We start from the raw sequence: 24840 nt of genomic DNA, 5'->3' as shown, positions 1-24840 counted from the left end.
AAAGTTGATTTTGCACTAGTTCAAAGGAGTTGGCAAATGACCGTCGCGAGCGCCACCCCGGACGCCTACCAGCCGACCGACCGGACGGTGCCCACCCGGTCCCGCGAGCGGGCCTCGTACGACCGGGAGCTGGTGCACTCGATACTCGACGAGGGGTACGTCTGCCATCTGGGCTTCGTCCGCGACGGCGCCCCCGTGGTCCTGCCGACCCTGTACGGCCGGGTGGGCGAGCGGCTGTATGTGCACGGCTCGACCGGCTCCCGCCCGCTGCGGATGGCGGGCGGCGCCGAGGACCCCGGCCTGCCGGTGTGCCTGACCGTCACCCATGTCGACGGGCTGGTCCTGGCCCGCTCCGCCTTCCACCACTCCATCAACTACCGCTCGGTGGTGGTGCACGGCACCGCCCGCCAGGTGACCGACCCCACCGAGCGCGCCGCCGCGCTCGACGCCCTGGTCGACCACGTGGTGCCCGGCCGGGCCGCCGACTCCCGGCCGGCCAACGCCAAGGAACTCGCCGCCACCGCCGTCCTCGTCCTGGACCTCGCCGAGGTCTCCGCGAAGGTGCGCACCGGCGGCCCGAACGACGAGCCCGAGGACCTCGCGCTCCCCTACTGGAGCGGCGTACTGCCGGTCGCGCGCACCTACGGCGCGCCGGTGCCCGCCGACGACCTGCCGGCCGACACGCCCGTGCCCGCCTACCTCACCCGCCGCTGACGAAGCCCGACCGGTCGGCGCCCTCGGCCGCGGCGAGGGGCGCCGATCCGGCCACCGGCTCGGCCACGGCCGCCTTCGGCGCCGAGGTCTGCGCGATGAACGCCCCGGCCAGCACCACCGCGCCGCCCACCACCTGCGGCAGCGAGAGGTGTTCGCTCAGCAGCACCCACGCCAGCACGGTCGCCACGACCGCCTCCAGGCACGCCACCACCCCGGCCACCTGCGGCGACAGCCTGCGCACCGAGAGGACCCCGGTGAGATAGGCGACCACCGTCGCCACCAGGACGATCCACCCGAGCAGCAGCACAGCCGGCACCCGCGCCCCCGCCAGGTCGGCCCGGCCGGCCAGCACCGACCAGTCCAGGTCCCACGGGCGCGCCACGACGGTCAGCGCCACCATGCCGACCAGCAGCCCGTGCGCGATGACGCCCAGCGGATCCGCGGCGTCCTCGCCGTCGCTGCCGTGGTCGGACAGGACGAAGTAGCCGACCTGGCAGCAGGCGGCCGCCAGGGCGAGCAGCAGCCCCACCGCGTCGAACCGCAGCCCCGACCAGACCTCCACCACACAGGCCAGCCCGCCGACCGCGAGGACGACCCCCACCGCGGCGGCGCCGCTCACCGGCCGCCGCTGGACGAACCGCACCCAGCCGAGCACCAGGGCGGGGGCCAGATATTCGACGAGCAGCGCGACACCCACCGGGATGCGGGAGAGCGCGCCGAAGTAGCAGGCCTGCACCCCCGCCACGGCCAGCAGCCCGAACCCCACCAGCAGGGCGGGGCGGCGGGCGGGCAGGTCCCGGTGGCGCCAGGCGACCGGGAGCATGACGAGGGCGGCGCCCGCCACCCGCAGCCAGGTGACGTGGAGCGGTTCCAGACCCGCCTCGATCAGCGGTTTGGCCGCCACCCCCGACCCGCCGAACGCGCATGCCGACACGAGCGCGAGCCCCAGCCCCGCGTTTCTCGTCCGGCCCGGACCCTGCCCCTGAGTGTCGTGCATTGCGTCATCATGTCAGCTCGCCGACAGGACCGTCACGTCGTTGACTGCTGGCGCACCCCGCCGCCCGACCGGAACTGACGACCCGTCAGTATTGAATGTTCGAGGCACCGGGGCTACGTTGCGCGACACCGCCGGGGCACCCGAGCCGCGGCGTGCCAGCCCATCGACCTGATCGTCGCGGAATTCCGCGGAAGGGTGGTCCCATGGCCGAGGTCAGCGCCCAGGCGCGCATCGAGGCACCGCCCGAGAAGGTGTGGGCCGGGCTGACGGACTTCTCCTCGTACGGCCAGTGGAACGCCATGCACACCGGCTTCCCCGGGGGCGGCCCCGCCTCGCTCGAGGTGGGGACGGTCTACCAGGAGAACATGAAGCTGATGGGGTTTCCGGCCGAAGTGGCCTGGACCGTCGAGGCCTGCGAGCCGGCCCGGCTGCTCGCCACCCGGGGCAAGGGGCCCATGGGGGTGAGCCTGGCCATGCGGTACTCCCTCACCCCGGACGGCGACGCCACGACAGTCCGCGCCGACAGCGAGTTCACCGGCGCCGCGATCTCCCTCATGTCCGGGAAGCTCAAGGACTCGGCGGCCGCCGCCCTCAACGAATCGCTGCGCAGGCTCGCCGGGCTGGTCACCTGAGGGGTCCACCCTGCCGCGATTGGCCATGGCCGGCGCGCCCGCCGGCCCCTACGGTCACCCCATGCGCATCCGAATCGTCGACGCCTTCACCGACCGCCCCTTCGCCGGCAACCCGGCCGGAGTCGTCCTCCTCGACACCGGCGCCTTCCCCGAGGACGACCGGCTGCAGCGGATCGCCGCCGAGGTCAACCTGTCCGAGACCGCGTTCGCCCACCCACTGCCCGAGGGCGCGGAGGCCGACTGGGCGCTGCGCTGGTTCACCCCGGTCACCGAGGCGCGGATGTGCGGCCACGCCACCCTGGCCACCGCCCATGTGCTGGGCACCACGGGCGCCGCGACCGGCACGGTCCGCTTCGCCACTCTCAGCGGGGTGCTCTCGGCGACGGCCGGCGACAGCGGCATGATCACCCTGGACTTCCCCACCGCGCGGCTGACCGCGCTCGACGTGGCCCAGGACGCGGCCGGCGCCGTCGTCGGCGCGCTCGGCGCCGAGGTCCGGTCCGTCCACCAGGCCGGCCCGTACATCGACTACCTCGTCGTGGAGGTGGCCGACGAGTCGGCCGTGCACAGGCTGGCCCCGGACCTCACCGCGCTCGCGCGGACCGGCCCCCGGGGCTGTGCCGTGACCGCGGCCGCCGAGGACCCGGCCCGCGGCTACGACTTCGTCTCGCGCTTCTTCGCCCCGGCCTGCGGCATCGGCGAGGACCCGGTGACCGGCAGCGCGCACACCGCCCTCGCGCCCTTCTGGTCCGCGCGCCTCGGCCGCGACGAGCTGACCGGACTGCAGGCGTCCGCCCGCGGCGGGCTGGTCCGTACGGCGCTGCGCGGCGACCGCACGCTGCTGACCGGCGCCGCGGTCACCGTCATCGAGGGGGAGTTGCTCGCGTAGCTTCTTCCCGGAGGCCGGTCAGGCCGTGGGGAGCCAGTCCACCCGGCCCGCCAGCGCGGCGTATCCGACGAAGGCCACGATGTCGATCAGCGCGTGCGCGGCGACCAGCGGCCCGACCCGGCCCCAGCGGCGGTAGAGGAGGACGAACACCACGCCCATCGCCATATTGCCGAAGAAGCCGCCGATGCCCTGGTAGAGGTGGTACGAGCCGCGCAGCACCGAGCTCGCCACCAGCGCGGCCATCGGCGTCCAGCCCAGCTGCCCGAGCCTGCGCAGCAGATAGCCGACGACGATCACCTCCTCCAGCACGGCGTTCTGCACGGCGGAGGCGATCAGCACGGGGATCTTCCACCACACGTCGGGCAGGGCCTCGGGCACCACCGTCAGATTGGCCCCGGCGGCCCGCGCCCCGAGATAGAGCAGCAGCCCCGTGCCGCCTATCCCGGCGGCCACCGCGGCGCCCCGGCTCAGGTCGAAGACCGGGCGCCGCCGGTCGAAGCCGATGGCGCGCAGCCCGGCGCCCTCGCGCAGCAGCAGATGGGCCACCAGCGCGACCGGCACCAGCGCGGTGGCGATCCCGAAGAGCTGCCAGGCCAGGTCGAGCCAGGGCCTGCCCGGCGCGTGGGAGGCGTTGAGCGTGGCCGCCTTGTCCTTCAGCCCGCCGGGCGCGGTGACCGAGCCGATGAAACTGATCAGCGCCGACACACCGCTCGCACCGAGCGACAAGGCCAGTACCAGCAGCGTCTCATGCCGCAGGCCGCGTTCCGAGAGCTTGCCCCCGGGCGGGGAAAGCTCCATGTCGCGCGCGTGTGACTGCACCCCTGCCTCCAGTTCCGCTTTTCCGCATCGTCGGTGGTCCCGGGCCGCTAGGGTCTCGAAAGGAGTTCCGAAGACGCGCGACCGGCAGGGAAGGGCGCCGTCCGCCTGGCGCGCCTCCCTCCTGACAGCTTCATCTTCACAGGAGACGCAGCCCATGGGACGCCACAGCCTGCCCGAGGACTCGGCCGGTCCGGAGCACTCACCACGGCAGGACCCTAAACGGTCGGGGTCCGCCGCGCGCCGCCGGACCGTCGCGATCTCCACCGCGCTCGCGCTCGTCCTGGCCACCGGTGCCGCGCTGGCGCTGCGCGGCGAGTTGCTGTCGCCGATGGCGTCCTGCGCGAGCGACTCCGTGCGCCTCGGGGTGGCCGCCTCCCCGGACATCGCCCCGGCGCTGCGCGAGGTCGCCGAGCGGGCCCGGGCCACCGGTGTGCGGTCCGACGGCCGCTGCCTCGATGTGAAGGTCACCAGCCGGGAGTCGTACGAGGTGGCCGGCGCGCTCGGCGACGACAGCCGGGACCCGGGCTTCCAGGTGTGGCTGCCGGACTCCAGCCTGTGGGTGGACCGCGCGGCGTCCTCCCCCACCGCCTCCGTCCCCCTGGACACGCTCGGCGGTGTGGCCTCCTCGCCGGTGGCGGTGGCCGCGACGCCGTCGGCCGCCGAGCGGCTCGGCTGGCCGGGGAAGAGGTACAGCTGGGCCCGGCTGGCCGCGGCGGCGACCGGCGGCGAGGATCTGCGGCTGGGGTCCGCGGACCCGGCGCGCAGCGCCACCGGGCTGCTCGCGCTGGCCCGCGTCAACGCGTCGATGGCCGAGGAGGGCGGCGGCGCGGGGAAGGGCGGCGGGGCCGAGGCCCGGACCGCCGCCACCGCGAGATCCCTCGCCGAGCGGACCTCCGACAGTGACGAGCAGGCGCTGACCACGCTGCCGCGCGACGACTCGGGCGCGGAGGAGGGGAATCCGCGGCGCAATCAGGCCCTGATCCTGTCCGAGCAGGCCGCCTACCGCCACAACGCGCGGGCCGGGGGCGCCCCTCGGCTCCGGCTGTTCTACCCCGAGGACGGCACCGCCGGGCTCGACTACCCGTACACGGTCCTGAACGACGACTCGCTCACCACCGCGCGGGCGCGCGCCGCCACCCGTTTCCTGACCTTCCTGGCCGAGGGCGGCAGCCGGCGGATCCTCGCCGGGCACGGTTTCCGGCCGACCGGAGGCGAGGCGGTCGCGGCGGTGACGCGTACGGCGGGCGGCAGGGCTCCGCAGCCCTACGGGGTGGCCCCCGCCTCGGGGCCGTCGGGCGCGGAACTGGACACCGCGCTGGGCATGTGGACGATCACCGTGCAGAGCGCCCGGCTGAGCACGGTCGTCGACGTCTCGGCGTCCATGGCGGACCCGGTGCCCGGGCGGCGCGGGGAGTCCCGGATGGATGTCACCAGGGCGTCCCTGCTGCGGGCGCTGGCGCGGTTCACCGCGGAGGACGAGATCGGGCTGTGGGAGTTCTCCAGGCGGCTCGACGGGGCCCGGGACCACCGGGAGCTGGTCCCCACCCGGAGGCTGGGCCGGCGCGGCCCGGACGGCTCCACCCAGCGCGACGCGCTGACGGCCGCCTTCGGCGCCCTGGAGCCGGTGCGGGGCGGGGCGACGGGGCTGTACGACACGACGCTGGCGGCGTACCGGAAGGCCCGGGAGGGCTATGCGGAGGGCAGGTTCAACGCGGTGGTGGTGCTGACCGACGGATCCGACCAGGACGAGGGCGGCATCGGGCGCGAGGCGCTGGTCGAGGAGCTGAACCGGCTCGCCGACCCGGCCCGCCCGGTGCCGCTGATCGCCGTCGCGGTCGGGCCGGACGCCGATCTGTCCGCGTGCGAGGCCGTCGCCGAGGCGACCGGCGGCACGGCACAGCGGGTGGACGACCCGGCGCGGATCGACGCCGTGATCCTGGAGGCGATCGTGTCGGCGAGCCGGGCGGGCGGCGCGCGGAGCGCGCGCTGAGACCCCGGCCCGCGGTCAGCCGGAGCAGCCGGCCGGCCAGGTGTGGACGGGGTCGCCGATGTGCATCAGCTCGCAGTAGCGGCGGGTCATGGCCGCCAGCGCGCCGTCCCGGTCGAGCCCCCTCTCCCGCGCCTCGTGGTAGGCGGCGACCTGCCAGGACGCGCCGTTGACCTTCCGCCGGCAGCGCTGCTCGACGATCCCCAGGTAGCGGTCGCGGTCCGCGGGCTCGACGCCCCACGCGTCGAGCCCGGCGGCGGCCAGCGGCAGCAGCTCCTCCTGGACGAGCCGGACGGCGGGGACGTTCACCGTGGAGGAGGAACGGCCGCCCGGCTTGGGCCACCGCAGGACGGCGTCGATGCCGTCGCGGCAGGCGGTGTCGAAGTTGGCCGCCGCGGCCTCGAAGGGCAGCCGCTTCCAGATCGGGCGCGGCTCCTCGGCGAGCGCCCGCACCAGGCCGTAGTAGAAGGCGGCGTTGGCGATCACGTCGCTGACGGTGGGCCCGGCGGGCAGCACCCGGTTCTCCACCCGCAGGTGCGGCACGCCGTCGGCGACCGCGTACACGGGGCGGTTCCAGCGGTAGATCGTGCCGTTGTGCAGCACCAGCTCGTGCAGCTGCGGGACCCCGCCCTCGTCCAGCACGCGCAGCGGGTCCTCTTCCTCCGACGTCGACAGCAGCGGCGGGAAGAAGCGCAGGTTCTCCTCGAAGAGCTCGTACGCGTCATTGATCCAGCGCTCGCCGAACCAGGTCCGCGGGCGCACGCCCTGGGCCGCGAACTCCGGCGGACGGACGTCGGTGGCCTGCTGGAACAGCGGCGGCCGGGACTCGCGCCACACCTCGCGGCCGAACAGGAAGGGGGAATTGGCGCCCACCGCGATCTGTGCGGCGGCCACCGCCTGGGCCGCGTTCCACACGGCCGCGAAGCGGCCGGGGGTCACCTGCAGATGCAGCTGGACGGAGGTGCAGGCGGCCTCGGGGGCGATCGAGCCGGAGGCGTAGCGGAACCGCTCCTCGCCCTCGACGTCGATCAGGAAATCCTCGCCGCGGGCGGCCAGCATCTGTTCGTTGAGGAGTTTGTAGCGGTCGTCGTAGGAGAGGTTGGTGGATCCCAGGTCGCGTGCGGCGAGGGTCGGGAGAATTCCGATCATAACGATCTCGGAGGACACTTCTCCGGCTTTGCGATCGGCATATGACAACCCGGTCCTGAGCTCTTCCGCCAACTGGTCGAGAACCCTTCCGGACAAACGGTGGGGCACGATGTTTACTTCAAGATTGCACTGCCCGAGTTCGGTCTGGAAATCATGGCTCGCGATTCTCTCCAGAACCTCCGTGTTCATCATCCTCGGCATCCCGTCGGCATCCGCGAGATTCAGCTCGATCTCCAGCCCCATGAGATTCTTCGGGCGGTCGAATCGCTTCTCGGCCAGGAGCCGGGCCAGCGCCTCGAGGCCCTTCCGGAGCCTCGCGCGCTGCCGCTGCCGGCCGGACGGATCGAACTCCCCGGCTATGACCTTGTCCCCCATCGAAGCGTCCTTCCTCAAGTGGATCAGCGGCGCCGGCCGCCTACATCACGCTCGATGATGCCCAGCCAATGTGATCGATAACGCCCCGCGCGGGCGGCTCAGCCGATAGGCTCTGCACAGCACCGGATTGCCGTGACGAAAAACACCGGCGAGATCAAGCCTACCCGGCGTGGGTTAAAATGCCAGGTCATATCCGTGCATACGGCAGAGAATCGGCGAAAATGCCCGCGCCCCGGCGGACCGGATAAGTGCTTGCCCGCAATACCGGGGACAGGTACATGAAACACGACGGGAACACTTGTCGTATAAGCTCGGTAACCGAGGCAGAGAGACCGTTCCCTGACGTTCGCTCAGGCCCCCTCTGACCCGCGCACACCCCCAGCGCCCATCCGTACCTGGCACGCCAGCGCTCCACCGTGTCTCCGAAGTGAGAGGCGACCCACCATGCCGCTGCACGTCCCTCCGGCTCCAGCGCCTGCTCTGAACAGCATCCGCACGGCCCTTGGCTCTCCCACCGCCGCCCGCACCCCGGTCCTCGGCTCCCTGGACGGACCCTTCGAGCTGGAACTCCCCCTGCCCGTCCACGTCCTGGACGACATCACCGCCGCCGACGGCCCGCCGCGCGCCCGGCTCACCGGATGGCGGTTCCTGATCCGCGACGGTGACCGTACGGCGGCCTCCGCCGAGGCGATGCTGGCCGCCGACGGCTGGGTGTTCTCCCACTTCTCCGAAGGTCCGTACGTGGCCTCGGCCGAACAGGCGCTGCGCCAGGCCGAGTCGCTGCCCTCGGTGTACCAGCCCCGTCTGCTGTCCATCCCCGAGCTGTACATGCTGACGCTGTGGCTGCGCGGCGACCCGGCCGCCGACCCCGCCGAGGGCCACCTCGCCGCCGCCGACCTGCTGGTGCCGCTGACCCCCGCCCCGCCCGGGATCGCCGCCCACCGCCCGCACCGCGCGGCTGACCTGCTGCCGGTGCTGACCCTGCGGCTGACGCCGACGCCGACTCCGCTGCTCGGCTCCTCCGCCTGACCCGCCCGCGGCCGGCCGCCGCCCGCGCCCGAAGCGCCCCGTGATCCCGAGGAGGGATCACGGGGCGCTTCGCCGCAGGCTCGTAACAGTCCCGCCATGATGAACCGACGCACGCCCGAATGCGTCATCATCTAGCAGTACCGGTGCCACGAAATCCCTGCGGGAACCGGCCCGTAGGGCAACACTGGGAGCAACGAACCGACTGACCAACGGGGGGCGGCCATGACTGCCGCAGCAAGCCACAGGAAACTCACCACACCACAGCGAGAGATCCCTTCCATGTGCCAGCATCAGCCACCGTGCCCGTCAGCCGACTCCGCCGACCGGGAGGCCGCCCATCTCGTGGCGCACCACCCCGAGCAGGGCTGGAGCCTGTTGTGCAATGGCGTCCTCCTCTTCGAGGACACCGGTGAGCTGCTGCCGGACGGGCAGGTCATCGCGCCGCGCCGGCCGCTGGACGCCGAGCGCGTCGTCACCGCGGCCTAGGCCCGACACCCCGCCCGCAGAGGGGCCGGCCCGGCGCTCGCGCCGCACCGGCCCCGTATCCGACCTCTCCGACCGGGGCGGTGCCGGTCAGCTGTCGTACGACTCCAGCGGCGGGCAGGAGCAGACCAGGTTGCGGTCGCCGAAGGCGCCGTCGATCCGCCGCACCGGGGGCCAGTACTTGTCGGACGCCGACACCCCGGCCGGGAAGGCCGCCTCCGACCGGGTGTAGGGGTGCGCCCACTCCCCGCTCAGCGCGGCCGCCGTGTGCGGGGCGTTCCGCAGCGGGTTGTCGTCCTCGGGCCACTCCCCCGAGCCGACCTTCTCGATCTCCGCCCGGATGGCGATCATCGCCTCGCAGAACCGGTCCAGCTCCGCCAGGTCCTCGCTCTCCGTCGGCTCGATCATCAGCGTGCCGGCGACCGGGAAGGACATCGTGGGCGCGTGGAACCCGTAGTCCACCAGCCGCTTCGCGACATCGTCCACGCTCACCCCGGTCGCCTTGGTCAGCGGCCGCAGGTCGATGATGCACTCGTGGGCGACCAGGCCGCCGGGGCCGGTGTAGAGCACCGGGTAGTGCGGCTCCAGCCGCTTGGCGACGTAGTTGGCGCTGAGCACCGCCACCTGGGTCGCCCGGCGCAGCCCCTCGGCGCCCATCAGCCGCACGTACGCCCACGAGATCGGCAGGATGCCCGCCGAGCCCCAGGGCGCGGCCGCGACCGGGCCCACCCCGGTCGCCGGGCCCGCCGCGGGCTGCAGCGGGTGGTTGGGGAGGTAAGGCGCCAGGTGCTCGCGCACCGCGACCGGGCCCACGCCGGGGCCGCCGCCGCCGTGCGGGATGCAGAAGGTCTTGTGCAGGTTCAGGTGGGAGACATCGCCGCCGAACCGGCCCGGCCGGGCCAGCCCCACCAGCGCGTTGAGGTTCGCGCCGTCCACGTAGACCTGGCCGCCCGCGTCGTGCACGGCCGCGCAGATCTCGCCGATGTGCTCCTCGAACACGCCGTGCGTGGAGGGGTAGGTGACCATCAGGACGGCCAGTTCGTCGCCGTACTGCCCGATCTTGGCGCGCAGGTCGTCGGCGTCCACCTCGCCGTCCTCGCCGGTCTTGACCACGACGACCTTCATGCCCGCCATCACGGCGCTGGCGGCGTTGGTGCCGTGCGCGGAGGACGGGATGAGGCAGACGGTGCGGCGCTCGTCGCCGTTGGCCCGGTGGTAGGCCCGGACGGCCAGCAGCCCGGCCAGCTCGCCCTGCGATCCGGCGTTCGGCTGCAGGGACACCTTGTCGTAGCCGGTGACCTCGGCCAGCCGCTCCTCCAGCTCGCGGATCAGCGTCAGATAGCCCTGGGCCTGCTCGACGGGCGCGAAGGGGTGCAGCGCCCCGAACTCCGGCCAGGTGACCGGCTCCATCTCGGTGGTGGCGTTGAGCTTCATGGTGCAGGAGCCGAGCGGGATCATGCCCCGGTCCAGGGCGTAGTCGCGGTCGGCCAGGCGCCGCAGGTAGCGCAGCATCGCGGTCTCGGAGCGGTGCCGGTGGAAGACCGGGTGGGTCAGATACGTGTCGGTGCGCAGCAGCCCGGCGGGGAGCGCGTCGGCCGCCGCGGCGTCCAGCTCGTCGATGGCCGGCAGGCCGCCGTCCACGCCGAAGGCCGACCACACGGCGGCCAGCTGGGCCCGTCCGGTGGTCTCGTCGCAGGCGATGCCCACGTGGTCGGCATCGGTCAGGCGCAGATTGACCCCGGCCTCGCGGGCCGCGGTCACGACCTCGGCGGCCCGGCCCGGGACATGGGCGGTGAGGGTGTCGAAGAACGCCCCGTGCACGATCTCCACGCCCCCGGCGCGCAGCCCCTCGGCGAGCACGGCCGCGTAGCGGTGGGTGCGCCGGGCGATGGTCCGCAGGCCCTCCGGGCCGTGGTAGACGGCGTACATGCCGGCCATCACGGCGAGCAGCACCTGGGCGGTGCAGATGTTGCTGGTGGCCTTCTCCCGGCGGATGTGCTGCTCGCGGGTCTGCAGGGCCAGGCGGTACGCCTTGTCGCCGTCGGCGTCGACCGAGACACCCACCAGACGGCCGGGCAGGCTGCGGGCGTAGGCCTGGCGGACGGCCATGAATCCGGCGTGCGGCCCGCCGAAGCCCATCGGCACCCCGAACCGCTGGCTGTTGCCGACCGCGATGTCGGCGCCCAGCTCGCCGGGCGAGGTGAGCAGGGTGAGGGCGAGCAGGTCCGCGGCGACGGTGACCACGGCGCCCAGCTCATGGGCCCGCTCGATGACCGGACGGAGGTCCCGGACGGCGCCGGAGGCCCCGGGGTACTGGAGCAGCACGCCGAACACGCCGCGCTCGGCCACCTCGGCCGGTATGCCCTCCGAGAGGTCGGTGACGACCACCTCGACGCCGGTGGGCTCGGCCCGGGTCCGGATGACCGCGACGGTCTGCGGCAGGGCATCGGCGTCGACCAGGAACACGCCCTGCTTGACCTTGCCCACCCGCCGGGACAGCGCCATGGCCTCGGCGGCGGCGGTGGCCTCGTCGAGCAGCGAGGCGCCGGCGGTGGGCAGCCCGGTGAGATCGGCGACGACCGTCTGGAAGTTGAGCAGCGCCTCCAGCCTGCCCTGGGAGATCTCGGGCTGGTAGGGCGTGTACGCCGTGTACCAGGCCGGGTTCTCCAGCACATTGCGCAGGATCACCGGAGGGGTGAAGGTCCCGTGGTAGCCCAGGCCGATCATGGGGGCGAGCAGCTGGTTGCGCTCGGCGAGGCCGCGCAGCTCGGCCAGCACCTCGGCCTCGCTGCGGGCCGGGGGCAGCCCCAGCTGCTCGGTGCTCTTGATGATGTCCGGGACGGCGGCCTGGGTGAGTTCGTCGAGCGAGCCGAACCCGACCTGCGCGAGCATCTTGGCCTGCGCCTCGGCGTCGGGTCCCACATGGCGCTGCTCGAATGGCGTACCGCGCTCGAGCTCGGTCAGTGAGGTGCGGTTGGCGGTCATCTGCGAGGCCTCCTGGTCTGTACGACCGATGAGGGACACCACGGCGCGGGTGCCCGAACGGCCTCCCCCTCTGTCATCTCGACCTGAGAGCTTCACCGGTCCGCGGGTGGCGGTCCGGCTTTCACCGTCGGTGAGGAGGGGTCCCGGAGCCGTGCTCGCCCGTGGCCCACCCTGCTTTCCAGAGTGACCTCACCCGCGCGGTACGTGTGCCTGAGAGATTCCGGGGAGGATTTGCTCCTTCGGCGCCTCCGACGACGTCGGCGGAGGACTCTCCCGCACGGGGTCTGCAGCCACAGTCAGCCTACCAGCGAGCCTGTCGGCGGGATCTTTCGGAGAGCGCTCGAGTGGACGCGCGCGGCGTTGTGGCTTTTCGTAGGAATCACGGGAAGTCACGGAAGAATGGCCACCTGTGGGAGAGAGTGTGCAGACCGACATCGATCCGCGGACCCTCATCGGCCGCAAGGCCTTCGACCGCGATGGCACGAAGATCGGCACGGTGGACGAGGTCTACCTCGACGACGCGACCGGCGAGCCGGAGTGGGCGGCCGTACGCACCGGGCTGTTCAGCCGGGATGTGTTCGTGCCGCTGGAACCGAGCGAGATCGTCGGCGACACGCTGCGGGTGCCGTACGAGCGGGCGCTGATCAAGGACGCGCCGGACTTCGGGGTCGGCCGCCATCTGTCGCCCGAGCAGGAGCTGCAGCTCTACCACCACTACGGGCTCGATGTGAGCGGCTGAGCCCGGCCGCGGTCCCGGTCGTGGGCCCGGCCCGGGTCGTGGCCGGGGCCGTGGTCGTGGCCGGGGCCGGGGCCGTGGTCATGGCCGGGGTCCGGGGCGTGAGCCTGGTGCTGGTCATGAGCCTGGTCCCGGTCGTGGCCGGGGCTTCCGTCCGGGATGGCGGGGCTTTCGTCCGGGCCGGCGGCGGGCTCGGGGCGCACCAGCGGCAGCGGCTCCGCCGGCTCCAGCGCCGGGTCGTCGACCGCGAAGGTCCGCACCCGGCCCGGCGCCGACCAGGGGTCCTCGAACCGCACGGTCACCCGGCCGACCCCGCTGCCCTGCACCCACCCCGCCCCGTACTCGGCGTGTCGCACATCGGCGCCGGGCAGCCAGCGGCGGGGCCGGGAGACGTCCTCACCGCCCTCCTCCAGGGCCGCCGGGAGGGCCTGCGGCGCCCCTCCGGCCTCCCCCGCCCCCTCCGTCACCTCCTGGGCCCTCTCCTGGGCCTCCTCGGCCTCGTGGGCGGCCTGCGCGGCCTGGGCGAAGAGGTCCTCCTGGGTGTAGTCCGCCAGGCCGGTCACGCCCACCCCCAGCAGCCGCACGCCCGCCGTGGTGTCCACCCCCTCGAGCAGCCGCGCCGCGGCCTCCCGCACCACCGCCGGGTCGTCCGTCGGTCCGCGCAGCGTCTCGGACCTGGTCAGGGTGGAGAAGTCGTAACGCCGCACCTTGAGCACGACCGTGCGCCCCGAGCGACCGGCCTCGCGCAGCCGCCGCACACACCGGTCGGCCAGCCGCGCCACCTCCACCTGCACCCGGGTGCGGTCGGTGAGGTCGACGTCGAAGGTGTCCTCCACCGACACGGACTTGGCGTCCCGCTCGGCGACGACCGGCCGGTCGTCCCGCCCGCAGGCCATCGCGTACAGCGAGGCGCCGTGGGCCTTGCCCAGCAGCCGCACCAGCTCCTCCTCCCCCGCCTCCCGGGTCTCGGCGACGGTGTGGATCCCCGCCCGGCGCAGCGCCTCCGCGGTGGCCGGGCCCACCCCCGGGAGGGTGCGCACCGACATCGGCCCCAGCAGCTCCCATTCGGTGCCCGGCTCGATGAGCACCAGCCCATCGGGCTTGGCCTGCTCGGAGGCGATCTTGGCGAGCATCTTGGAACCGGCCAGGCCCACCGAGCCGGTCAGCCCGGTGGCGGCCGCGATGTCCGCCCGCAGCCGCTCCCCCACGGCCCGCGCCGCCTCGGGGGAGGCCGGGACACCGCCGGCCTCCAGATCCACGAACGCCTCGTCCAGGCTCAGGGGCTCCACCAGGGGGGACAGCTCGCTCAGCAGCCCCATGACGGTGTCGCTCACCTGTCGGTACACGGCGAAGCGGGGGGCGAGGTACGCCGCGTTCGGACACAGGCGGCGGGCCTGGGCCATCGCCATGGCCGAACGGACCCCGAACACCCGCGCCTCGTAGGAGGCCGTGGAGACCACGCCGCGCGGCCCCAGCCCGCCGACGATCACGGGCTTGCCGCGCAGGCTGGGCTTGGCCGCCTGCTCCGCCGCGGCGAAGAAGGCGTCCATGTCCAGATGCAGGATCGTCGGCGCACCCCTCACACCTACAGATGCTGCCGCATGCCACTGACAATCGGGCGGTCCGGCCGGTGGGCCGTTCAGCCGAAGGCCCGGCCGCGGCGCGCTCCGGCTCGCGCGCGCACGGCTCCCCCGGTGACGACAGACCCCAGGGCGGTTCAGCCCGCCCGGTTGCGGCGCCGCGCGAGCTCGTCCTCGGGGTTGTGCCCCACCAGCGTCTCGCCGGTGTCCACCCGCTCGCCGTGCAGCTGGGCCAGCGCGCTCTCCACGTCCCGCCACACCACGCCCACCGCGATCCCGAAGACGCCCTGGCCGCCCTGGAGGAGGTCCACCACCTCGTCGGGCGAGGTGCACTCGTAGACCGTCGCACCGTCGCTCATCAGCGTCATCTGGGCGAGGTCGTCGAGGCCGCGGGAGCGCAGGTGCTGGACGGCGGCCCGGATGTTCTGCAGGGACACGCCGGTGTCCAGGAGCCGCTTGACGATCTTGAGGACGACGACGTCCCGGAAGCTGTACAGCCGCTGGCTGCCCGAGCCGTACGCGGGCCGGACGCTCGGCTCCACCAGCCCGGTGCGCGCCCAGTAGTCCAGCTGGCGGTAGGTGATGCCGGCGGCGGCGCACGCGGTCGGCCCGCGGTATCCCACCTTCTCGGGCTTCGCCGAAGCGCCTTCCCTCGGCGCGGCCTGTGCCGCGACCCGAGCCTTCAGTGCCGGTTCGGCCGGTGCGCTCCCCTGGAGCGCGTACGGACCGCCTGCCGCCGTGCCGTCGCTGCTGCTTCTCACGCCGACCTCCGTCCTCGACCTGCCTTCTCGACGGTAGGCAGTCACCCGGGGTGCGTCAACGATCGCCACACTCGGCACGCCGAGTGATAATCACCCTAAGGGTGGTTTCCCGTGTCCCTCTGCGGGGAAAGGCTACTCGAATGCGCTGGCGAGAACCGGCGTATGGCGCAGCTCATCGGCGGCTCGGCCCATCGGCTCACCGCGGCGCCCGCTCACCGGCTGCTGGTGCTCACTGGCTGCTGGTGCCGAAGTCCTCGGGCGAGATCTGGTCGAGGAACTCGCGGAACTTCTCCACCTCGTCCTCCTGCTCGTCCGGGATGGCGATCCCCGCGTCGTCCAGCACGCCGTCACTGCCGTAGATCGGCGTGCCGGTGCGCAGCGCCAGCGCTATGGCATCGGACGGCCGCGCACTGACCTCCACCCCGCTGGCGAACACCAGTTCCGCGTAGAAGACCCCTTCGCGCAGGTCCGTGATCCGGACCTCGGTGAGCTGCTGGCCGACCGCGTCGAGCACGTCCTTGAAGAGGTCGTGGGTCAGCGGGCGCGCCGGAGCCATGCCCTGCTGGGCGAAGGCGATCGCGGTCGCCTCCCCGGGGCCGATCCAAATGGGGAGGTAGCGGTCGCCTCCTACCTCGCGCAGGAGCACGATCGGTTGGTTGGAGGGCATCTCCACCCGGACACCCACGACGTCGAGCTCGTTCACACAGCAACCCTAGGACGTGCCCGGCCGGTTTGGATAGTCGGGGCCGGGCCGGTCACCGGGAACCGACCCGCAATGCGGACTGCACAAAGGCCGCGTGAAGCCGTACGGACAGCTCGGCGAGCTCCTGGGCGCTGGCCTCCGCATGGGCTCTGGTCTGCGGATTTCGGTGTCCCCGCAGGGGTGCGACCACCTGCTCGAGCAGTCCCGCCTCACGCTCCGCGGCGGCTTTCATGATCCGCAAATGACGTGGTTCCAGACCGAAACGACCCAGGTCCGCGAGGAGCCTGACGACCGTCACCGCCTCGATGCCGTAACCGCCGTCCGGATCCGGCGCGACCAGGCCGTACGACTCCCACGCGGCCAGCTCGGCCTCGGCGAGCCCGGTGGCGGCCAGCAGCTCGGCCCGGCCCACCCGGGGGGCGGTGCGGCGCTCCGGGGCGCCCTCCGGCCCCTCCTCGCCCGAAGCGGGCGGCCGGCGGCCCGGGGCCGCGGCGGGGAGCCGGGGCCGCTCTCCCCGCTCCAGGGCGTCCAGATGCTCCCGAATGACCTTCAGTGGCAGGTAGTGGTCACGCTGCAGGCGCAGGACATGGCCGAGCCGCGCCACGTCCTCCGGGCTGAATTTTCGACAGCCGGAGGGCGAGCGGCGCGGCTCGACCAGGCCCTCGGCCTCCAGAAAACGGATCTTGGAGACGGTGACCTCGGGGAATTCATCCCGCAGCAGACGCAGCACGGTGCCGATGCTCATCGGCCGGCCGCCCGCGGGGGCGGTGCCGGTGCCGGCACCGCCCGACGGTGTCTGACGCATGGACCTCCCCTGGCGGGTCAGATGCCGAAGCCTCGCTGGCTCGGGTAGAAGACCATCCGGTACTTGCCGATCTGCACCTCGTCGCCGCTGGTCAGGATGGCCGAGTCGATCGGCTCCCGGTTGAGGTACGTCCCGTTCAGGCTGCCGACGTCCGCGACGGTGAAGGAGCCGTCCTGGCCGCGCCGGAACTCCACATGGCGACGCGAGACCGTCACGTCGTCCAGGAAGATGTCGCTCTGCGGGTGACGGCCGGCCGTGGTCACATCGCTGTCCAGCAGGAAGCGGCTGCCGGAGTTCGGACCGCGGCGGACCACCAGCAGCGCCGACCCCGGGGGCAGCGCGTCGACGGCCGCCTGGGCCTCCGGGGAGAGCGAGGGCAGCGGAGTCTGCCCGGTCACCTCGGAGTCGTAGGCCTCCAGCCCGGAGATCGAGATGGTCGACGTCGTCTCCGAGGCGCGCTCGGAAGGCGCCTGGCCCCGCAGCGGCGCGCCGCAGTTGGAGCAGAACCGGCTGGCTTCCGCGTTTTGGTGCCCGCACCTGGGACAGACAGGCAAGCCGAACCCTCCGCCCGTGTTCGCGGTCGACGGTTCCCCGAAACCTATGCGTCCGGATGCGGCAGGGTCAACAGAAGACGCGCCCTGACCACCCGGAATGCCGCCGCCCTGACCACCGACCTGGTCCCGGAACAGCGGACGCTCCTCACTCACCCCGCTCTCCTCCGCGGCACGCGGGGCGCGGTGGCGAGCGGTGCTGCTGCCGCCGTCCTGGCGTGCGCTCTTGCCGAACAACTTCCCGAACAACTTCACGGGCGATTCCCCTTGACTGAAACAGACCCGCCCGTGGGGCAGGGCAAACCCTCGATGCACACACCAGACGGTCCGGACATCCTCACAACGTCCGTGACCACCAGACAGTTTCCATCACGCGCGACTCTTCCGGTGCGCCGACCCCCCGCGTCCTCATCGTCTCGCCGCGAGACTCCCATACCGAACCGCCTCACCGTGATGACGACCGAGCGTAGTCAGGCCGCTTCGCCGACCGCAAGGCGTCGACGACGATCTTCTCCGAACGCTCGATGGACACGGTGGCCTGCTCCTTCTCCAGGCTCTGCACCACTCCGCCCGGAATGTTCAGGGCCGGCTCCAAGTCCTCCGGCTTGCCGATGACCTTGATCACGTACGGCTGTGTCACTTTCCGTCCATCGATTTCCACCGCGCCGCCGACGTCCGAGAAGTACGTACTGGCGATCACCCGCACCTTGCCGATCTGGATCGCCTCGGCACCGGCGGCGCGCAGTTCCTGCACCGCGTCGAGCAGCATGTCCGACTCCACGGCGCTCCCCGACGCGTCGATCTTCATGGTGATGCCCGGCCCCTGCGCGGCGACCGTACCCGCGAGCACGGCGAGCTGCCGCTCCTTCTGGGCCGTCTGCTTACGGGCCTCCTCGGCCTGGTCCGAGCTGTTCTCCAACTCGGTCTGCTGCTTCTCCAGCCGCTGCTTCTCCTCGTGGAGCCGCTCGGTGCGGTTGTCCAGCTCGTCGAGGATGCGCACCAGGTCCTCCTGCCGGGCGCCGCGCAGCACGCTGCTCTCATTGGTCGAGCGCACCTGGATGGCCAGGCCGAGGCCCAGCCCGAACAGCAGGAGCGCGACGATGAGTTGAGCCCGGGTCAACCGGGGCGGCCACAGGCCGTTCACCAGCCGCTGGCGGCCGGTGAACGGCTGCGCGGCCTCCGCGCTCTCCCCGGCGTCCTCAGGACCGTCTACGGCCCCCTCGGCGGGTCCGCTCAAGGTCTCGTCGGTCGGCTTCCCGGGCTCGGCCGGGGTCTGGTCGGTCGTCATCGGCTCACGCCCGGAAGACATGGCGGCGGATGGCGGCGGCGTTGGAGAAGATCCGGATGCCGAGGACGACCACCACGCCGGTGGACAGCTGGGCACCGACCCCGAGCTTGTCGCCGAGGAAGACGATCAGCGCGGCGACCACCACATTGGACAGGAACGAGACCACGAAGACCTTGTCGTCGAAGATCCCGTCGAGCATCGCCCGGAAGCCGCCGAACACCGCGTCCAGCGCGGCCACGACGGCGATCGGCAGATAGGGCTCGACCACCGTCGGCACCACGGGTCGGACCACGAGTCCGACCACGACTCCCACGACGAGGCCCAGTACGGCGATCACGATGTGCCCTTCCCTGTGTCGGTGCCGCCCTTCCCGGGGCCACCGGCTATCGGTTCTGCGGTTCGTACGATCAGACTCGGCGCGGCCGGGAGCAGCACCTCGTCCTCGGCGGAGATGCTGGTGCGGATGCCGTAGTTCTCGTGCAGCACATGCAGGTACTGTCCGTCGGCACTGTCCTGGAAGGCCGTGCTCAGCCGCCGTCCGTCCCCCACCGCGAGCACCGTGTACGGCGGCGCCAGCGGCTTGTTGTCGACCAGTATGGCGTCTCCCGCGGCCCTGATCGCCGAGAGGGCGGTCAGCCGCTGCCCGTTGATCGAGACGGCCTCCGCGCCCGCCTCCCACAGCCCGTTCACGACCCGCTGCATGTCGCGGTCGCGCACCCGGCCGGTGTCCGAGAAGTTGGCGCTCTCGCGCGGCCCGCCGCCGCCCTCGTCGGCCTGCTTGGCGTCGTCGACGACCAGCTTGACCCCCGGGCCCTTCACCTCGGTCGCCCCGGACAGCAGCGCGACCAGCTCCCCCTTGTCCCCGCCGTGCTTCTCCAGCGCCTGCCGCTGCCTGTCCCCGACCTCCTTGCGGAGCCTGTCCACGCTCTTCTGGAGGTCGTCCGCGTTCGAGTTTCCCGTCTCGATGCGGTCGATCAGCTTCTCCCGCTCCTTGGCCAGCGTCGGCGCCGATATCCGGGCCTCGACGGCGCCGATGGTCACGATGCCCGCGACCAGCACCAGCCCCGCGGCCACCACCAGCCTGCCGCGCAGCGTGCGCGGCAGGCCGCGCCGGCCCTCCGTGCCGTGCCGCGCGGCCGCCTCGGCGTATCCGTCGTCGAGGCTGTGGTCCATCACATTGGTCAGCAGCGACATGGACGCGTCGAGACGCGGACGGGGGCGCGGCGGAGCTGTGCTCCGAACGGGGGGCTGCTGCGGCATGCCGCACATCGTCGCACGTCGGGGGCGCGGCCGCCGAATGGCCCCACCGGCGAGCCGGATCCGGGCCGTCGGCGGCCGCGCCCCCGCGTACTCTCCGCGGCCGCTCGGCCGCGCCCCACCAGGGGGATCGGGTCAGCGTCCGGCGCTCTCCACCACGGCGGACCACTCGTCCAGCAGCGTCTGCGCCGACGCGTCGTCCGGACCCTCCGCCCACAGATGGGTGACCGCCTCCGCCGGATCGGGCAGCACCATGACCCAGCGCCCGTCGGCCTCGACCACGCGCACGCCGTCGGTGGTGTCCACCGAGCGGTCGCCCGCCGCCTCCACCACGCGGCGCATGACCAGGCCCTTGACCGCCCAGGGGGTGGCCAGATCGCGGCGCAGCACATGGGCGCGCGGAATCCGGGCGTCGATCTGGCTGAGGGTGAGCTGGGTGCGGGCCACCAGGCCGATCAGCCGCACGAAGGCGGCCGTGCCGTCGAAGACGCTGCTGAACTCGGGGATGATGAACCCGCCGCGCCCGTCCCCGCCGAAAATGGTGCCCTCCGCCCTGGCGACCCGGGTGAGGTCGTCGGCCGCGGTGGTGGTCCACTCCACCTGGGTGCCGTGGTACGCGGCCACCTGCTCGGCGATGCGGGTGGTGGTCACCGGCAGCGCCACCCGCCCGCTGCGGCGCTCCGCGGCCACCAGGTCCAGCATGACCAGCAGGGCCCGGTCGTCCTCGACGATGCGCCCGCGCTCGTCCACCAGCGACAGCCGCTCGCCCACCGGGTCGAAGCGCACGCCGAACGCCGCGCGGGCCGAGGCGACGATCTCCCCGAGCCGTACCAGGCCCGAGCGGCGCGCCTCCGCGGTCTCGGTGGGCCGTGATTCGTTCAGCCCGGGATTGATGGTCAGCGCGTCGACCCCGAGCCGGCCGAGCAGGCTGGGCAGAACCAGCCCCGCGCTGCCGTTGGAGGCGTCCACGACGACCTTGAGGCCCGACTCGGCGATGCCGCTGGTGTCCACGGCGCGCAGCAGGGAGCCGGTGTAGGAGTCGAAGACGCTGGACGGGAAGCTCAGGTCGCCGATCTCGCCGGGGAAGGCCCTCCGGTACTCCTGGCGCGCGTACACCCGGTCCAGCTTCCGCTGCCGGGCGGCCGACAGGTCGGCGCCGCGCTCGTCGAAGAACATGATGTCGACGGAGTCGGGCACGCCGGGCGAGGTACGGATCATGATGCCGCCGGCGCTGCCCCGGGCGGTCTGCTCGCGCGCCACGGGCAGCGGCACGTTCTCCAGGTCCCGGACGTCGATGGCACTGGTCTGGAGGGCCGAGATCACAGCCCGCTTGAGCGCCCGCGCACCACGGGAGTGGTCACGGGCGGTGGTGACCGTCGAGCCCTTCTTGAGGGTGGTGGCATAGGCGCCGGCGAGCCGCACGGCCAGCTCCGGGGTGATCTCCACGTTCAGGATCCCGGACACGCCGCGGGCGCCGAAGAGGTGGGCCTGGCCGCGCGACTCCCAGATGACCGAGGTGTTGACGAAGGCGCCCGCCTCGATCGTCTTGAAGGGGTACACCCGGACATTGCCCTGGACGATCGATTCCTCGCCGATCAGGCACTCGTCGCCGATGACCGCGCCGTCCTCGATCCGGGCGGCCCGCATGACGTCTGTGTTCTTTCCGATGACGCAGCCGCGCAGATTGGCCTGCTGGCCCACGTACACGTTGTCGTGGACCACGGCTCTGTGCAGGAAGGCGCCGCTCTTCACGACGACGTTCGACCCCACGACGGTGTGCTCGCGGATTTCCGCGTCCGCCTCCACCTTCGCGTAGTCGCCGATGTAGAGCGGGCCGCGCAGCACGGCGTCCTGATGGACCTCGGCGCCCTCGGCGACCCACACCCCGGGGGAGATCTCGAAGCCGTCGATTTCGACGTCGACCTTGCCCTCCAGCACATCGGCCTGGGCCTTCACATAGCTCTCGTGGGTGCCGACGTCCTCCCAGTAGCCCTCGGCGACATAGCCGTAAATCGGCTTGCCTTCCTTCATGAGCTGCGGGAAGACATCACCGGACCAGTCGACGGGCACATCGGGCTCGACATAGTCGAAGACCTCAGGCTCCATCACATAGATGCCGGTGTTCACCGTGTCGGAGAAGACCTGCCCCCAGGTGGGCTTCTCCAGGAAGCGCTCGACCCGGCCGCCCTCGTCGACGATGGTGATGCCGAACTCCAGGGGATTGGGCACACGGGTCAGACAGACCGTGACCAGCGCGCCCTTCTCCTTGTGGAAATTGATCAGCTCGGTGAGGTCGAAGTCCGTCAGGGCATCGCCCGAAATCACGAGAAAGGCATCGTCCTTGAGTGCCTCCTCCGCGTTTTTGACGCTGCCGGCGGTGCCGAGTGGCTTTTCCTCATTGGCGTACGTGAGCTCCATACCGAGCTCCTCGCCGTCACCGAAGTAGTTCTTGACCAGCGATGCGAGGAACTGGACGGTCACCACGGTCTCGCACAGACCATGCCTCTTGAGCAGCCGCAGCACGTGCTCCATGATCGGCCGGTTCGCCACCGGCAGCAGCGGCTTGGGCATGGTCGAGGTCATCGGGCGCAGGCGAGTTCCCTCGCCTCCCGCCATCACGACGGCCTTCATGTCGGAAGCGTCCTCCTTGAAGAGACGACGGTCATGCCGACTGACGCGCCCCGATGGCCCACATACCTATCGCATTACGAGCGCCCCGCCGCTACGGGCCGGCACATCAGCGAGCTCAGTCGGCCGCGGCGTCCGCCTTCACGAGTCGGCGGACCTGAACCACGTAGAGGACTCCTGCCCACCAATAGAGGGTTGTACCCCATCCTGCGAAGGCCCATCCGAAAATAGCAGCGATTGTGTGAAGTGGGCCACTTCCATCACTCAGAAGGAGCAGCGGGAAGGCGTACATCAGGTTGAAGGTCGCCGCCTTGCCGAGGAAGTTGACCTGGGGCGGCGGATAGCCGTGGCGGCGCAGGATGCCGACCATGACCAGCAGCACCAGCTCCCGCGCGAGGAGCACCGCGGTCAGCCAGATCGGCAGGATGTCCCGCCAGGTCAGACCGACGAGTGTAGACAGAATGTAGAGGCGGTCGGCCGCCGGATCCAGGATCCGGCCGAGGCTGCTGATCTGATTCCAGCGGCGGGCCAGCTTCCCGTCCAGATAGTCGCTCACCCCGCTGAGCGCGAGCACGAGGAGTGCCCATTCGTCACTCTTCGGCCCGCCGAACTCGGGCCTGAGGATCAGCCACAGGAAAAGCGGAACGCCGACCAGACGCGCGGCGCTGAGGATGTTCGGGATGGTGAGCACGCGGTTGGTCTGGACGCGTGTCTCCTGGACCTCCACCCGGGAGCCTCCTGTGGGAACGGTGTGTCGATGGATGCCTCATGACCTTACCGGTAGGTCCGGGCGGCTCGGCACGGGGTCCTGGATACAACAAAAAGCCCCGGACGGAACCAATGGTTCCGTCCGGGGCTTTTCAAAATTTGTTCGGCGGCGTCCTACTCTCCCACAGGGTCCCCCCTGCAGTACCATCGGCGCTGAAAGGCTTAGCTTCCGGGTTCGGAATGTAACCGGGCGTTTCCCTAACGCAATGACCACCGAAACACTATGAAGAAAACAAACCAGCCCAACCCGGCATACAGGTCAGCACATGGTCGTTACTTCAGAACCAACACAGTGGACGCGAGCAACTGAGGACAAGCCCTCGGCCTATTAGTACCAGTCAACTCCACCGGTCACCCGGCTTCCATATCTGGCCTATCAACCCAGTCGTCTACTGGGAGCCTTACCCCATCAAGTGGGTGGGAGCCCTCATCTCGAAGCAGGCTTCCCGCTTAGATGCTTTCAGCGGTTATCCCTCCCGAACGTAGCCAACCAGCCATGCCCTTGGCAGAACAACTGGCACACCAGAGGTTCGTCCGTCCCGGTCCTCTCGTACTAGGGACAGCCCTTCTCAAGACTCCTACGCGCACAGCGGATAGGGACCGAACTGTCTCACGACGTTCTAAACCCAGCTCGCGTACCGCTTTAATGGGCGAACAGCCCAACCCTTGGGACCGACTCCAGCCCCAGGATGCGACGAGCCGACATCGAGGTGCCAAACCATCCCGTCGATATGGACTCTTGGGGAAGATCAGCCTGTTATCCCCGGGGTACCTTTTATCCGTTGAGCGACGGCGCTTCCACAAGCCACCGCCGGATCACTAGTCCCGACTTTCGTCCCTGCTCGACCCGTCGGTCTCACAGTCAAGCTCCCTTGTGCACTTACACTCAACACCTGATTGCCAACCAGGCTGAGGGAACCTTTGGGCGCCTCCGTTACCCTTTAGGAGGCAACCGCCCCAGTTAAACTACCCACCAGACACTGTCCCTGATCCGGATCACGGACCCAGGTTAGACATCCAGCACGACCAGAGTGGTATTTCAACAACGACTCCACCATGACTGGCGTCACGGCTTCACAGTCTCCCACCTATCCTACACAAGCCGAACCGAACACCAATATCAAGCTGTAGTAAAGGTCCCGGGGTCTTTCCGTCCTGCTGCGCGAAACGAGCATCTTTACTCGTAATGCAATTTCACCGGGCCTATGGTTGAGACAGTCGAGAAGTCGTTACGCCATTCGTGCAGGTCGGAACTTACCCGACAAGGAATTTCGCTACCTTAGGATGGTTATAGTTACCACCGCCGTTTACTGGCGCTTAAGTTCTCAGCTTCGCCACACCGAAATGTGACTAACCGGTCCCCTTAACGTTCCAGCACCGGGCAGGCGTCAGTCCGTATACATCGCCTTACGGCTTCGCACGGACCTGTGTTTTTAGTAAACAGTCGCTTCTCGCTGGTCTCTGCGGCCACCACCAGCTCCGAGCGCAAAGGCCCATCACCAGCAATGGCCCCCCTTCTCCCGAAGTTACGGGGGCATTTTGCCGAGTTCCTTAACCATAGTTCACCCGAACGCCTCGGTATTCTCTACCTGACCACCTGAGTCGGTTTAGGGTACGGGCCGCCATGAAACTCGCTAGAGGCTTTTCTCGACAGCATAGGATCATCCACTTCACCACAATCGGCTCGGCATCAGGTCTCACCCT

Annotated in this window: 21 protein-coding genes, 2 rRNA genes and 2 riboswitches; of the genes, 7 read left to right on the top strand and 16 right to left on the bottom strand. The window is 71.0% G+C overall.

Features of this window, described 5'->3' with window-relative positions; translation table 11 throughout:
- The first annotated feature begins 36 nt into the window (after nt 1–36).
- Nucleotides 37–714: a pyridoxamine 5'-phosphate oxidase family protein gene (locus tag BBH68_RS29330; protein ID WP_065966748.1), complete on the top strand. Its 678-nt coding sequence runs from the start codon at nt 37–39 to the stop codon at nt 712–714.
- Here the strand turns inward: BBH68_RS29330 and BBH68_RS29325 are convergent.
- Nucleotides 701–1711: an EamA family transporter gene (locus tag BBH68_RS29325; RefSeq protein WP_065966747.1), complete on the bottom strand. Its 1011-nt coding sequence runs from the start codon at nt 1709–1711 to the stop codon at nt 701–703. The genes BBH68_RS29330 and BBH68_RS29325 overlap by 14 nt on opposite strands.
- A gap of 203 nt (nt 1712–1914) precedes the next feature.
- On the opposite strand from BBH68_RS29325, the gene BBH68_RS29320 reads away from it, so the two are divergent.
- Together BBH68_RS29320 and BBH68_RS29315 are read left to right on the top strand one after the other, a co-directional pair.
- Complete coding sequence (locus BBH68_RS29320) at nt 1915–2343, top strand: type II toxin-antitoxin system Rv0910 family toxin (protein ID WP_065966746.1); 429 nt, start codon at nt 1915–1917, stop codon at nt 2341–2343.
- Between the two features lie 61 nt (nt 2344–2404).
- Complete coding sequence (locus BBH68_RS29315; protein ID WP_065966766.1) at nt 2405–3232, top strand: PhzF family phenazine biosynthesis protein; 828 nt, start codon at nt 2405–2407, stop codon at nt 3230–3232.
- A gap of 18 nt (nt 3233–3250) precedes the next feature.
- Here the strand turns inward: BBH68_RS29315 and BBH68_RS29310 are convergent, their stop codons facing one another.
- Nucleotides 3251–4030 (bottom strand): CPBP family intramembrane glutamic endopeptidase, encoded by a 780-nt coding sequence (locus BBH68_RS29310; RefSeq protein WP_065966765.1) that lies wholly within the window; start codon nt 4028–4030, stop codon nt 3251–3253.
- Between the two features lie 175 nt (nt 4031–4205).
- Here BBH68_RS29310 and BBH68_RS29305 point away from each other — a divergent pair, with 175 nt between their 5' ends.
- Nucleotides 4206–6041: a substrate-binding domain-containing protein gene (locus tag BBH68_RS29305; RefSeq protein ID WP_065966745.1), complete on the top strand. Its 1836-nt coding sequence runs from the start codon at nt 4206–4208 to the stop codon at nt 6039–6041.
- Nucleotides 6042–6056: 15 nt separating this feature from the next.
- Here BBH68_RS29305 and BBH68_RS29300 read toward each other — a convergent pair whose 3' ends face one another.
- A complete protein-coding gene (locus tag BBH68_RS29300) occupies nt 6057–7562 on the bottom strand; it encodes a glutamate-cysteine ligase family protein (protein ID WP_065966744.1) in 1506 nt (501 codons plus the stop codon).
- Nucleotides 7563–8006: 444 nt separating this feature from the next.
- Here BBH68_RS29300 and BBH68_RS29295 point away from each other — a divergent pair, with 444 nt between their 5' ends.
- A complete protein-coding gene (locus BBH68_RS29295; RefSeq protein WP_065966743.1) occupies nt 8007–8591 on the top strand; it encodes a hypothetical protein in 585 nt (194 codons plus the stop codon).
- Nucleotides 8592–8870: 279 nt separating this feature from the next.
- A complete protein-coding gene (locus tag BBH68_RS29290; RefSeq protein ID WP_065966742.1) occupies nt 8871–9077 on the top strand; it encodes a DUF5999 family protein in 207 nt (68 codons plus the stop codon).
- An 87-nt stretch (nt 9078–9164) separates the two neighbouring features.
- Here the strand turns inward: BBH68_RS29290 and gcvP are convergent, their stop codons facing one another.
- Nucleotides 9165–12059, bottom strand: coding sequence for an aminomethyl-transferring glycine dehydrogenase (gene gcvP / locus BBH68_RS29285; RefSeq protein ID WP_065966741.1), 2895 nt, complete (start codon nt 12057–12059; stop codon nt 9165–9167).
- 60 nt (nt 12060–12119) lie between these two features.
- Nucleotides 12120–12247, bottom strand: a riboswitch (glycine riboswitch).
- Nucleotides 12248–12345, bottom strand: a riboswitch (glycine riboswitch). It lies immediately after the preceding riboswitch.
- Nucleotides 12346–12468: 123 nt separating this feature from the next.
- Between gcvP and BBH68_RS29280 the strand changes: the two genes are divergently transcribed.
- Complete coding sequence (locus BBH68_RS29280) at nt 12469–12798, top strand: PRC-barrel domain-containing protein (RefSeq protein WP_170066608.1); 330 nt, start codon at nt 12469–12471, stop codon at nt 12796–12798.
- On the opposite strand, the gene BBH68_RS29275 is transcribed toward BBH68_RS29280, so the two are convergent.
- The 12 genes from BBH68_RS29275 to BBH68_RS29220 form a co-directional block, all read right to left on the bottom strand.
- A complete protein-coding gene (locus BBH68_RS29275) occupies nt 12774–14378 on the bottom strand; it encodes a DNA polymerase IV (protein WP_079151263.1) in 1605 nt (534 codons plus the stop codon). The genes BBH68_RS29280 and BBH68_RS29275 overlap by 25 nt on opposite strands.
- Nucleotides 14379–14512: 134 nt before the next feature.
- Nucleotides 14513–15136: a MerR family transcriptional regulator gene (locus tag BBH68_RS29270; protein ID WP_065966738.1), complete on the bottom strand. Its 624-nt coding sequence runs from the start codon at nt 15134–15136 to the stop codon at nt 14513–14515.
- 229 nt (nt 15137–15365) lie between these two features.
- Nucleotides 15366–15839, bottom strand: a complete 474-nt coding sequence (locus tag BBH68_RS29265; protein ID WP_014181304.1) for a bifunctional nuclease family protein — start codon at nt 15837–15839, stop codon at nt 15366–15368.
- 52 nt (nt 15840–15891) lie between these two features.
- Complete coding sequence (gene ftsR, locus BBH68_RS29260) at nt 15892–16644, bottom strand: transcriptional regulator FtsR (protein WP_065966737.1); 753 nt, start codon at nt 16642–16644, stop codon at nt 15892–15894.
- 17 nt (nt 16645–16661) lie between these two features.
- On the bottom strand, nt 16662–17510 hold the full coding sequence (locus BBH68_RS39860) for an FHA domain-containing protein (protein WP_079151262.1): 849 nt from the start codon (nt 17508–17510) through the stop codon (nt 16662–16664).
- A 130-nt stretch (nt 17511–17640) separates the two neighbouring features.
- Nucleotides 17641–18483, bottom strand: a complete 843-nt coding sequence (locus BBH68_RS29250) for a DUF881 domain-containing protein (protein WP_170066607.1) — start codon at nt 18481–18483, stop codon at nt 17641–17643.
- A 4-nt stretch (nt 18484–18487) separates the two neighbouring features.
- Nucleotides 18488–18820: a small basic family protein gene (locus BBH68_RS29245; RefSeq protein ID WP_065966735.1), complete on the bottom strand. Its 333-nt coding sequence runs from the start codon at nt 18818–18820 to the stop codon at nt 18488–18490.
- On the bottom strand, nt 18817–19752 hold the full coding sequence (locus BBH68_RS29240) for a DUF881 domain-containing protein (RefSeq protein WP_245738358.1): 936 nt from the start codon (nt 19750–19752) through the stop codon (nt 18817–18819). The genes BBH68_RS29245 and BBH68_RS29240 overlap by 4 nt, the downstream gene beginning before the upstream one ends.
- Nucleotides 19753–19875: 123 nt before the next feature.
- On the bottom strand, nt 19876–22371 hold the full coding sequence (locus BBH68_RS29235; RefSeq protein WP_065966733.1) for a mannose-1-phosphate guanyltransferase: 2496 nt from the start codon (nt 22369–22371) through the stop codon (nt 19876–19878).
- 115 nt (nt 22372–22486) lie between these two features.
- Nucleotides 22487–23095, bottom strand: a complete 609-nt coding sequence (gene clsA, locus BBH68_RS29230; protein ID WP_065966732.1) for a cardiolipin synthase ClsA — start codon at nt 23093–23095, stop codon at nt 22487–22489.
- Between the two features lie 142 nt (nt 23096–23237).
- Nucleotides 23238–23354: ribosomal RNA gene (rrf, locus tag BBH68_RS29225) — 5S ribosomal RNA — on the bottom strand.
- A 90-nt stretch (nt 23355–23444) separates the two neighbouring features.
- Nucleotides 23445–24840, bottom strand: a 23S ribosomal RNA gene (locus BBH68_RS29220); the annotation flags it as partial.

Origin of the sequence: Streptomyces sparsogenes (genome assembly GCF_001704635.1) — a bacterium.
Taxonomy (GTDB): domain Bacteria; phylum Actinomycetota; class Actinomycetes; order Streptomycetales; family Streptomycetaceae; genus Streptomyces; species Streptomyces sparsogenes.
This window is presented reverse-complemented; position numbering and strand designations above follow the sequence as displayed.